Raw genomic sequence first — 11552 nt, 5'->3', positions numbered from 1 at the left:
CGCCCCGGCGCCGGCGCGCCCCCCCCCCCCGGTGGGGGGGTGGCGGGGCGCCCCCCCGGGCGCCCCCCCCCCCCACCACCGGGAAGGGCGGCAGTTGCGAGGTGCGAAAGGTGAGCGGCCCCCTGCGCAACATGCCCGCCGGTCGTTTCCGCGGCATCGCCCTGGTGAGCATCCTTCAACCAATCCCGCGTTGTCAACAATCGTTTAACTCGGGAGCCTTGGTGGCAGCGCCACAACCCCTCGCCCCCGTCTCTTGACACAATTGTTGTGCCATACATGGCGTACGGTGCTGACAACCCGTTAACCTCGAAGCGGCTGCGCGTATGCCGCCGTCCCGTCTGTCCACCGACCAGGAGACCTCCCATCGCCATGGATGCCTCGGACATGCACCCGGCGGATGGTCTTCGAGCCGTCGTCACGGCGATCGACGAACTCCTCCGGGACCTGGACCTCGGACGCGAGGTCATCGACATCGACCACCTCTCGCACCGGACGGGCCTCACGGTGCCCCGCGTACAGGCGCTGCTCGATCACGCCGGGGAGGAGTCCGAGAACGTGCAGGACTCCTTCCAGGACCGCCTCGTCTTCCTGCGGGAGACCCGCCGCAAGCCCGACGGGAAGATGTACACCCTCGACGAGATCGGCGCGGGGGCCGGGATCTCCCACGGCCAGGTCGGCTACCTGCTGAACGGCAAGCGGAAGAGCCCCGGGCTGGACGTCACCCGGAAGCTGGAGAAGTTCTTCGAGGTCGAGCCGGGGTTCTTCACCGCCACCGAGCGTCAGGCGCTGTACCGCGCCCTCCAGTCGACGCACGAGCAGCTGACCCATCTCGCGCTGCTGCGGGGCAAGGGCATCAACCGGCTGGCGATGCGCAGCGACACCTGCGGCGACAGCCGGATCGACCGGGAGCTGCGGGACGCGCTGTCCGAGGCCCTGAGCCGCCCGGAGGGCGAGGACCCCGAGGTGCGGGAGCTCACCGACCGGATGCGCTCCCTGCCCTCCAGGAGCAGACGGCGGGTCTTCCCACTGATCCAGGGGCTGTTGGGACTGGCCCGGCCCGAGAGCGAGGAGCGTCCCTCCCCCGGCCGCCGCGGCGGCTGAACGGGACCGGGGGACGCCGGCCCGTCCGGTCCGCCTACGGAATCAGGCCTTTCCGCCCGCCTCCGGGGCGACGCCGCCGACGGCCGCCCCCGTGTCACGTCCCCGACGCGCCGCCACGTATTCACGGGCGAGCACCCGCAGCGCCGCCGCCACCTGCGGCCGGGCGGAGTCGTCGAGCAGCCCGGTCCCCTTCCGGGCCGCCGCGCGCAGCGTGAGGCCCTGGATGGTGACGAGCGCCCGGACGAACGGCCGGTTGCGGGCGGGCACCAGCTCCACGAGCCCGTACGACGCCGACAGGCCCGAGCGGATCTGCCGGGCCTGGTCACCGAGCAGCGCGCGGAAGCCCTCGACGGCGGTGCGGTCCTTGCCGGCCAGGCCGGTGCGGGTCAGGCCGTGGCGGGCGAGGAGTTCCTCGGTGAGGCCGAGGCGTCCGGCGGCCAGGTCCTCGGCCAGGTCGTTCAGGAAGTCCAGCCGCTGACTCGCCTCGATGAAGGTGCGGCAGCCGGCGACGTACGGGGCGGTGGGTGTGCCGTCGCCCAGCAGGCAGGCGATGAGCAGGAAGGCGGGCAGCGAGTAGCCGTCGATGTAGTGCTGGAAGTCGTGCTCCGTGGCGAAGCCCGTCGTCCGCACCTCCAGCGGCGCCCCGGCGAGGAAGTCCTCGACGTACTGCCGCAGTTGGGGCCGCCGGGTGAGGGTGTCGAGGAGCGTGCGCAGTACGGGCTCCTCGGCTTCGCCGCTCTTGAGGGCGGCGTGCACCCGGCTCTCCCAGTCGGCGAGCGCGGCGACGCGTTCCCCGGCCGGTCCCTGGTCGATGAGGTTGTCGCTGTGGTGCATGAACGCGGTCGCCGCGAGGACGTCGGGCACCAGCGGCGCGGGCAGGAGCAGACGCACGGCCGTGTACTCGGCGCGGGCGTAGCGCGCCACCAGCTGACGCTGTGCGCTGTAGTCACGGCGCAGCGCCGGGTCGGTGATCCCCGCCCGGTCCAGCGTCTTCGGCCACGAGGCCATCGTCAGCTCCCTTTCCTCGAGTGCCGTTTCACCTTAGGTGATCGCGCCGAGGAGCCGGTCCGTCCCGGCACCGCGCCCCGGGGAGGCACCGGTCGGCGGCCGCCCCACAAGGCGCCCGGCCCCGCAGCGAGTTGCCGCATCGGGCCGGGCGCCGGGCGGGACGTCAGCGGGTGGCCAGCACCCGCGCCGCTCGGGCCAGCACCCGGGGGCGGGTCAGCGCCTTCGGGTGCCGCCGCATGTGCGCCACGTCCATGAACGCCTGGTTGACCCCGGAGTCGAGGACGGAGGCCTCGGTGAGCTTGTCGACGGCCCAGCGGGCGAGCCGGTAGCCACGGGGGTAGGGGCCGTTCACATGGGGCTGCGCCAGGTCCGCGGTCGCCGACAGCTGCCAGGCGGCGTCGACCACCACGGCGGCCCGCCGGAAGTAGTCCCACGCCGGAGCGTGCGGCGCGGCCCCGGCGCGCAGGGAGGCGGAGAGACAGGAGGCCTGCAGCGCGGCGAGGGTCAGGCCCTGCCCGTAGATCGGGTTGACCGAGGCGAGGGAGTCCCCCACCACGACCAGTCCCCCGGGGAACCGGCGCAGCCGGGTGACGTCACGTCGCCGGCTCTCCGGGAAGGGGAAGGTCTGGATGTCGCCCACCAGGGCGCAGCGGTCGGCCACCTCGTGCAGCGGGGGGACGCAACGCCGCATCCGGGCCAGGAAGTCGGCCGGGTCGCGTCCCGGGCGGTGGTCGGTGTAGCCGACCAGCACCACCATCCAGCGGTCGTCCTCCACCGCCACCATCGCCCCCGGTTCACTGAGCGTGGGCTGGTATCCGCTGGCGGGGCCCGGTGAGGCGTGCGCGACGACCGTACCGGGGAGTTCGTCGCCGCGCCGGAAGACGGCCGTGGCGTAGCCCAGGTCGATCCTCATCCGGCGCTGCGGAGGCTGCTCCCAGCCGCCGCGGAGCAGCCAGGTGCCGAGGCGGCTGGCGCGTCCCATGGCGTCGACCACCAGGTCGGCGTCGAGTTCCGTCGCGGGGCCTCCCGTGTCCGGGGTGCCGTCCGCTGCGGAGTACCGCACGCCGCGGACCCGGCCGTCGCCGAACAGCAGGTCGTGGGCGCGCCCGTGCAGGAACCGGACCTGGGGCAGGGTCATGACCCGTCGGCGGACCCGGCTTTCGATGAACGGCCGGGACGCGCCCAGCATCCGCAGGTCGGGGACGGGGGCCTTGAGCGCGCCGTCCACGTAGAACTGCACCTCGGGGCCGGTTCCCAGGCGTGCCCCGCCGGCGACGAGTTCCCCGGTGATGCCCGGGAACCAGCGTTCGAGGTGGGTGTGGCCCATGGACAGCAGGGCGTGCAGTTGTTGTCGTTGCGGAGCGCCGCGGCCGGTGCCGTCCTCCCCCAGGTCATCCGCTTCGAGGACGACGACCTCGTCGGCGTGGTCGCTCAGGACCCTCGCGGCATACAGGCCCGCGATGCTCCCGCCGAGGACAACAGCGCGTTTCACAGAAATCCCCCAGTTGGTTCGATGACGCCCCCACGCCACCGGGAACCGGGCATGGTCAGTCGCCCGGACCGGCGCGGGAGCGGGCCAATTCTGCCGTAGCCGGCTACTGCTGTTCGGCCACCCCGGTGGCGGACCGCTGCCCACGGACGGCCTGGAGCGCGGTGGCGACCAGCGGGTCGGTGAGCGCCTGGGCCACGCGCAGCAGCCGCTGGCGTTCGCCGGAGGCCGGGGTGTCCTCGCCGGGCAGCGCCACCTGCGGCCCCCCGGGCGGCTGGGGCCGGCCGGCCTGCCCCAGCTCCGCCGCGTCCCGCCGGGCCGCCTGCAGGCGCTGTACGGCGTCCCGCAGGGCAGCGGCGGTGGCCGCCGCCGCCAGGTCCCGCTCCGAGAGGCGCCGGGCGTCAGTGGCGCCCCCGGACGCCTGCTCTTCGTGCGCGGCGTGGACGGCGGCCACGGGCAGCGGCGACACCCAGGGGCGCAGCGCGCGCATCCCGTCGAGGATCTCGATGACCCGCCGGTGCAGGTTGAATCCGACGTTCCAGGCCAGGCGATGGCTCCGTGCGCTGTCCACGCTGAACGCGAGGTCCTCGTCGACGCCTTCGACGACGAGGTCCCACAACGGCTGCAGGGCCCTGATGTCGCGGCGTTCGCGCAGCCACGCGCCCACCGCGGCGCCGGAGAGTCCGTAGCTGGTGATCAGGGCGCCGATCGAGCCGAAGGTGGAGCCGAGCACGCCCACGGCGTCCAGGGTGTGATTGCCGAAGGCGGCCAGCACGATGGCCGGCACGGAGCAGACCACATAGCCGAAGACGAACAGCATGGCGATGCCGAAGGAGCGCAGCGCGCGCTGGAACCGGGCGTCCGCCGGCTTCAGCTTGCGGCACTGCCGGTAGGTGTTGAGGGTTCCGCAGGCCAGGGTGGCCAGGAAGACCCCCAGGAACACCTGGACCAGCGGCTCGACCGCGAAGTTGGTGTTGAACTTGAGGGGGTCCGTCGGCCCGGACAGGTCGGCGGAGCAGAACGCGGCAACCATGACGGCCGGCGCCGCGACGTACGCCGCCGACCACACCGTGACCCGGCGGCGCAGCACCTCGGGGCGCTGCCGCAGCCGGGGGTCCCACAGCACGGTGAGCAGGTGGAGGAGGGAGAAGCAGGTCAGGATGCCGACGTAGACGGGGAGGGTGGCGAAGGTGGGGATGCCGGTGAGGTCTCCCAGCAGCCGGTACCCGGCGGGTGCGGCCATCGCGAACACCAGGCCGGACGCCACGAAGTTGACCGTGATCAGGGTGAGCGTCGGGGTGCGGTCGCGCAGCAGGGCCAGGCACTTCCACCCGGCGACCACGAAGTCGATGACGGCGATGGCCAGGTAGACGACGTTCGAGGCGCTCTCAGACACCGGACCTCCGGTGGGAGAGTGCCGAGGAGAGGAACCCGTTGGTGCGCTGATCGCGCCGCAGCTCCAGGTGGCGCTGCAGCATCACGGTGGCGAAGGCCTCCGCCCGCCGCTCATGGGCGCTGTCGTAGTGCGAGCGGTTGAGTACCTGGAGCACCGGGCCGGTCTTCAGTCCGGGCAGCAGCTGTCGCACGGTCTCCTCCGTCATGAGCCGGCCCGAGGAGGCGTCCTCGGCCGGGTGTTCCTCCCACAGGTGGAACAGCTCGTGCAGGCTGACGTGCAGGCGGGTGAGTTCGTTCGCGGTGGAGTCCACCACGATGAAGTCGCGGTCCCTGCCCCGGGCGCAGAAGCCGGACACCTGCTGCGGGAGCGGTACTTCGGTGATGGTGATCGGCTTGTTGCGCCGCACGGCCACCGCGTCGACCAGGCCCTGCATGTCCCGTACGCCGGACAGTCCGAGGTCGCGGTGGACGAGACGGGTGACGGACCAGGTCGCGAAGAAGACCGCCAACTGCTCCCGGAGCGAGGCCCACGGGGAGCTGGGCGGCCGCCGGCGGGTGGGCTGCGGCGCTTTCGCCGGCTGCGCTGGACCATGACGACGGGGCCACCACATGAACGGTTACTCCTACGGCTGTTGCTGCGCTCGGGGTGCGGACGGAACGGTACGGGGCCCCGGGAGGGGAGCCGAGCGCGTCACGGGGCCTCCTCTGCTGGGGCGTTGGGCCGGTGTGCGTACCGTTCTGAGCCAGAGTGACTGTAAGGCTACGGAGAGATGCCGTACGGAACGCCCCTCCCGGGACGAAGGGGAGAAAGCCCTCGGCGAGCCGGGTGCCGTGCCGGTCCGGACACCGCCCGCCCTCCCCAACAGCGGCTCCGGGAACGCCCCTTGCCCGCGGAAACGCCTGGATCGCCCCACGATGCACCGCACGTGGGGCACCATGCCGACGCGCGCGGCTTCGGCACAGCCGTCAGGCCTTTCGTGATGGAAAAGTTACCCCGCGCTCCCGGGTGGCGTCACGCGGGAGGGCGGGGCCGCAGCGGGGACCCTAGGGCGTGACGATCGGGAAGGCCGGGTCGGGCTTGTCCAGGAGGGTGCCGAAGGTGAGGAGCGCCTGGGGGTCGCCGTCGAGGGCGACCGTGCCGGCGGCGATCTCGGCGGCGAAGGTGGTGGCGCCGCTCAGCACCGCGTCGAGGGTGGTGCGGGCCAGGCGCAGCGTGGCGTGCGGCGGTTCGCGGCGCGGGGCCTCGCCGGGCATGGGGGTGAGCGCCCCGTTGGACAGCAGCAGCGTCCACGTCTCGGGGGTGGCCGGTGCGTCGGTCCCGCCGGGTGCGGGTTCGATGTCCCAGCGCAGGAGGAGGCGCCGGTCGCCGGCCCGGGGGCCGTTGAGGCGGACGGCCATGGACCGGAAGATCTGCTCGGTGGTGAGCGCGGCGAGCAGATCGGCTACGGGCCGGGTGTTCCCGGCGCCGCCGGGGTCCGTGGTCCCGTCGGCGGGCGGTGTGCCGGGGCGGTGGGCGCGCAGTTCGGTGGCGCCCATGAGGTAGAAGTTGCGCCAGGGGCCGGACTCAGCGCCGTGGCCGAGCCGTTCGAGGGCGTCGGCCTGGAGCGCGCGGGCCTCGGCGTGCTCCGGGTCGGCGAAGACCACGTGGTTGACCACTTCGGCCACCCAGCGCAGGTCGCCCTCCTCGTACGCCGTGCGGGCCTTGGCCACCACGGCGTCCGCGCCGCCCATGAACTCCACGTAGCGCCGGGCCGCGGCCACCGGCGGATGCTGCCACAGATGGGCCGGGTTGCCGTCGAACCAGCCCATGTAACGCTGGTACACGGCCTTGGCGTTGTGGCTGAGGGTGCCGTAGTAGCCGCGGGTGTGCCAGGCGCGTTCCAGTGCGGGCGGGAAGCGCAGCTGCTCGGCTATCTCGGCGCCGGTGAGCCCGGCGTTGATCAGCCGTACGGACTGGTCGTGCAGATAGGCGTAGGCGTCGCGCTGCTCCTCCAGGAAGCGGACGGCACGCTCCTGGCCCCAGGTGGGCCAGTGGTGGGAGGCGAAGACGACCTCGCTGGTGTCGGCGAACAGGCGCAGGGTCTCGGTGAGGTAGCGGGCCCAGGCGCTGGGGTCGCGGACCAGCGCGCCGCGCAGGGTGAGCACGTTGTGCAGGGTGTGGCAGGCGTTCTCGGCCACGCACAGCGCCCGCAAGTCGGGGAAGTGGAAGTTCATCTCGGCGGGCGCCTCGGTGCCGGGCGTCAGCTGGAAGACCATCCGGACCCCGTCGGTCACCTCTTCCTGGCCGGTCCTGGTGATGTCCAGGGTGGGCGCGATCAGGCCGACGGAGCCGAGCGAGGTGGTCTGGCCCAGTCCGCAGCCGATCTGGCCGTCCGGCCCCTTGGGCAGCGGCGCGCCGTACATGTAGCCGGCCCGGCGGGCCATGGCGGGGCCGGTGAGGACGTTCTCGCTGACCGCGTGGGCGAGGAAGCCGGCCGGCGCGATCACCGGCACCCGGCCGGCGGCGACCTCCGCCTCGTCCACCACGCCCCGGACGCCGCCGAAGTGGTCGATATGCGAGTGGGTGTAGAGGACGGCGGTGACCGGGCGCGGGCCGCGGTGCTCGCGGTACAGGGCCAGCGCGGCGGCCGCGACCTCGGCACTGATCAGCGGGTCGATGACGAGGACCCCGCGGTCGCCCTCGACGAAGGTGACATGGGAGAGGTCCAGGCCGCGCACCTGATAGAGCCCCGGCACGACCTCGTAGAGGCCCTGGCGGGCGACCAGCCGGCTCTGCCGCCAGAGTGAGGGGTGCGCGGTCGGCGGGCAGTCCCCGGCGAGGAAGGCGTAGGCGTCGTTGTCCCAGACGACCCGGCCGTCGGCGTCCCGGATGACGCAGGGGTCCAGCCGGCCGAGGAAGCCGCGGTCGGCGTCGGCGAGGTCCTGGGCGTCGTCCCAGGCGAGTTGCCCGTCGTCGGTGCGGTCCCGGTGCCCGGTGTCCGCCGTGCCGGTGCCCGGTCCGCTCGTCTCCGCGTTGGTCATGGCCGCGATTGTCGTGCGGCCGGGCGGGCCGGGGCACGGTGATACGGCACAGAGCCGGCAGTCACCGCTCACAACCCGGAGGGGACCGGGCGGCCGCTCAGGTGTCGAGCCCGCTGCCCTGGGGCCCGTACAGGTCGAGCAGCCGGGTGCGGGTGCCGTGCAGCCGGTCGGCCACCGTACGGGCCACATAGCGGTACATCGCCCGGCCGAGGACGGGGTCGGCCTCGCACAGGTCGCGGACCGCCTTAGCGTCGAACTCCACGGCCTCCACCGGCCCGACGGTCTCCGCTCCCAGGTGCCACAGATAGGGCGGGAACAGCCAGGACCAGCCGAGCAGTTCCTCCCGGCCGAGGGTCTCCACGACCGCGGCCCGGCGCCCGGGGACGTGCTGGTCGAGGACCACCTGTCCGCTGCGGATGATCCAGAAGCGGTCGGCCCGCCGGCCCTCCTCGAAGAGCCGGGTGGCGCGCGGCAGCGACACCTCGACGGCGATCTCGGTCAGCCGCCGGCGCCGGTCCGGCGGCAACTCATCGAACAGGTTTGTGATCGTGGCCATGCGTCCTCCGCTCGCTGCCTGCACGATATGCGGGGGTTCGCGGGGATCGGCGGAATGGCTCGCCCCGCCGCCCGGCGGAACGCCGGTCCCGTCTCAGGTCAGCTGACGGCGCACCAGGTCGTGCAGCCGGCCGCCGGTGTCGGCGAGCAGCTCGGCCGGGGCGCCCTGCTCGACGACCCGGCCCTCCGCCATCACGATCACACGGTCGGCGTCCATGACCGTGGACAGCCGGTGGGCGATCACCAGACGGCTGGCGCTGAGCTTGCGGGTGCTGTCGATGACGATGCGCTGGGTCTCGTTGTCCAGTGCACTGGTGGCCTCGTCGAAGAACAGGATGCGCGGGCGGCGGACCAGCGCCTGGGCGATCATCAGGCGCTGCCGCTGGCCGCCGGAGATCGCGCCACCGCCGGAGATCATGGTGTGCAGGCCCATCGGCATCCGCTTGATGTCCTCGGCCAGACCCGCCATCTCGGCGGCCGCCCAGGCCTCTTCCTGGGTGAAGGCCTCGGCACCGCAGATGCAGTCCAGGATCGATCCGGTGAGCGGCTGCGCGTTCTGCAGCACGACCCCGCACTGACGGCGCACCGCCGCCTGGTCCAGGGCGGACAGGTCCTGGCCGTCGTAGAGGACGCTGCCGGAGGTGGGCTTGTCGAAGCCGATGAGGAGCCGCAGCAGGGTCGACTTGCCGCAGCCGCTCGGGCCGACGACGGCCACGAACTCGCCCGGCTGGACCCGCAGCGAGACATCGTCGAGGACGAGCGGCCCGTCCTCGGTGTAGCGGAACGAGAGCTTCTTGGCCTCGATGCCGCCGGACAGGGCGCCGGGCTGGGCGCTGGACCCGCGTACCTCCGGCTTCTCGTCCAGCACCGGCTTGATCTGCTCGAACATCGGCATCGCGGCGGCCGCCGAGATGAAGGCGCCGGTGATCTGGGTGACCGAGGTCAGCAGCATGGTCACCGAGGTGTTGAAGGTGAGGAACGAGGCGGCCGACATGCTGCCGCGGGCCGGTCCGGCCAGCAGCATGAACATGGCGAGCGAACAGAGCGGCAGGTAGACCGCGTTGAGGACGGTGGTCAGGTTCTTGATCCGGCCGGCCTTCTGCTGGAGTTCCCGGGAACGGGCGAACTCGCGGGCCCAGGCCGCGTACGCGAAGCTCTCGGCGGCGGCGACCCGCAGTTTGGGCAGGCCGCGCAGCGTCTGGAACGCCTGGTTGTTGAGCTTGTTGCCGAGCTTGACCAGGCGTCGCTGCCAGCGCAGCTCCCACAGGCCCATGGCGAGGAACACCGCCCCGATGACGACCAGCATGGCGAGGGCCGCCAGCGCCAGCGGCACGCTGTAGACGAGCAGCAGCACCAGGTTCATCGCACCGATCGTGCTGGACTGCACGGCCACCGGGCCGAGCCCGGACAGCACCCGCCGGATGCTGCTGATGCCCATCGCGGCGCTGGCCAGCTCTCCGGTGGAGCGTTCGGTGAAGAACTTCGTCGGCAGCCGCAGCAGCCGGTCCCACACGGCCGGCTGGAGGGTGCTCTCGATGCGGCCCTCCATCCGCAGCACGGTGAGGTTCTGCAGCAGCATGAAGGCGGCGGAGACGATGCTGGTGACCATGACGGCCAGGGAGACCTGCACGATCAGGCTGCTGTTCGCGCTCGGGACGTACTCCCCGAGCACCTTGCCGGTCGCGATGGGCACGAGGGCGCCGAGCCCGACGGTCACCAGTCCGCTCAGCGCCAGGTTCCGGAGGTCGAGGCGGCTGCCGCGCAGGCTGAAGAGCATCAGCCGCCACAGGCTCATCGACCGCTCGGGCAGCGGGCGGTAGAACATGACGGCGCGCGGTTCGAGTTCGTCGGCGTTGTCCTTGCCGAGGCGCATCCGCAGCCCGGAGACCGGGTTGACCGCCTCGTACCGGCCCCGGCGCCACAGCAGCGCCACCGGGGCACCGGACTTGGCGCGGTGGCCCACCAGGGGCCCGGTGTTGGTCCGCCACCAGCTTCCCTGGAGCCGGACCGCGCGGGTCCGGACGCGCGAGCTGACCGCGATCCGTTCGACCGGGGTGATCCGGTCGTTGACGGCGCCGCCCTTCGGCGGCTCGGTGAGCGTGATGCCGGCCGCCTCGGCGACCGAGCGGCAGACCGCGAAGGTGGTGTCGTCGCCGGTCCGGTCCGTCGTGGCGCCGCCCCGCCCGGCCCGGTCACGGCCGATGGACGCCAGCAGCGCCTGGTCGGCCCGCTCCCGGACGGTCTCGCCCGCCTTGATGCCGGCCGCCGTACGGTCCTCGTGGGCGCGCTCCAGCTGCTCGATCCAGCGGTCGACGGCGGACAGCAGCCGGTACTGCTGGTTGACCATCTGCTGCCACAGCGCGGGGTCCACCAGCAGGTCGCCGGCCGCGTCCGCGCCGTAGGAGGCGCCGTACTGCACACTGCCGGGCGGGACCGGCATCCACAGGATGTCGTCGTCGGCCACCGCTTCGTCGCCGGGCCGGCCGTCGAGCGGTGCCTCGAACAGCACGCCCAGACTGCGGGCGGTGCCCAGCGCGAAGGCGTGCTCCAGTGCGGAGGGCGCCTCGGTATGGCCGCCGTACGCGGCGTCGTGGCCGTAGCCGTCCTGCGTGCCGTACTGCGGGTAGGACCCGGTGTCGCCGTACTCCCCGTACTCGTACCGGGGCAGCTCGCGCAGCGGGATGCGGCGCAGCAGGCAGTCCTGGGAGGGCCGGCCGAGCAGGGTGTGCTGCGGGCCGTCGACCGGGCCGAGCAGCAGGGTGCCCGCTTCGAGCCGGCCGAGGAAGTGCCAGTGCCCTTCCTGGGCGGCGTCGACCGCGAACAGGTCCAGCGAGCCGCCCGTGACGAGCCACAGCACATGCGGGCCCTCCAGGGGGACGCTGCGCAGCCCGGTGCAGTCGACCGGGGTGCCGAGGCCGCCCAGGGCGTACGTCACGGCGTCGGTGTCGCCCGGTCCCACGACCGCGGGCGGGGGTACGGACAC

The 11552-nt window shown here is 72.9% G+C and carries 8 protein-coding genes; 1 reads left to right on the top strand and 7 read right to left on the bottom strand.

The genetic code is table 11. The features are described from left to right. The first annotated feature begins 369 nt into the window (after positions 1-369). Positions 370-1101, top strand: a complete 732-nt coding sequence (locus ACWC9R_RS30555) for a helix-turn-helix domain-containing protein (protein WP_450736347.1) — start codon at positions 370-372, stop codon at positions 1099-1101. A gap of 42 nt (positions 1102-1143) precedes the next feature. Here ACWC9R_RS30555 and ACWC9R_RS30550 read toward each other — a convergent pair whose 3' ends face one another. The 7 genes from ACWC9R_RS30550 to ACWC9R_RS30520 all read right to left on the bottom strand — a co-directional run bounded on the left by ACWC9R_RS30550 (position 1144) and on the right by ACWC9R_RS30520 (position 11552). Then, positions 1144-2109 (bottom strand): phytoene/squalene synthase family protein, encoded by a 966-nt coding sequence (locus ACWC9R_RS30550; RefSeq protein WP_450736345.1) that lies wholly within the window; start codon positions 2107-2109, stop codon positions 1144-1146. 163 nt (positions 2110-2272) lie between these two features. Further along, positions 2273-3601 carry an NAD(P)/FAD-dependent oxidoreductase gene (locus tag ACWC9R_RS30545; protein WP_450736344.1) on the bottom strand — a complete coding sequence of 443 codons (1329 nt, stop codon included), beginning with the start codon at positions 3599-3601 and terminating at the stop codon, positions 2273-2275. Between the two features lie 103 nt (positions 3602-3704). Beyond that, positions 3705-4994: an MAB_1171c family putative transporter gene (locus tag ACWC9R_RS30540; RefSeq protein ID WP_450736342.1), complete on the bottom strand. Its 1290-nt coding sequence runs from the start codon at positions 4992-4994 to the stop codon at positions 3705-3707. Further along, positions 4987-5604, bottom strand: a complete 618-nt coding sequence (locus ACWC9R_RS30535) for an ImmA/IrrE family metallo-endopeptidase (RefSeq protein WP_450736341.1) — start codon at positions 5602-5604, stop codon at positions 4987-4989. Before ACWC9R_RS30535 ends, ACWC9R_RS30540 begins: the two co-directional genes overlap by 8 nt. Before the next feature lie 433 nt (positions 5605-6037). Then, on the bottom strand, positions 6038-8014 hold the full coding sequence (locus ACWC9R_RS30530; protein WP_450736339.1) for an alkyl/aryl-sulfatase: 1977 nt from the start codon (positions 8012-8014) through the stop codon (positions 6038-6040). 97 nt (positions 8015-8111) lie between these two features. Continuing rightward, positions 8112-8570, bottom strand: a complete 459-nt coding sequence (locus tag ACWC9R_RS30525) for a cyclic nucleotide-binding domain-containing protein (RefSeq protein WP_450736338.1) — start codon at positions 8568-8570, stop codon at positions 8112-8114. 93 nt (positions 8571-8663) lie between these two features. Beyond that, on the bottom strand, positions 8664-11552 hold the full coding sequence (locus ACWC9R_RS30520) for an NHLP bacteriocin export ABC transporter permease/ATPase subunit (protein ID WP_450736336.1): 2889 nt from the start codon (positions 11550-11552) through the stop codon (positions 8664-8666).

This window comes from Streptomyces sp. NPDC001219, from assembly GCF_053597915.1.
This window is presented reverse-complemented; position numbering and strand designations above follow the sequence as displayed.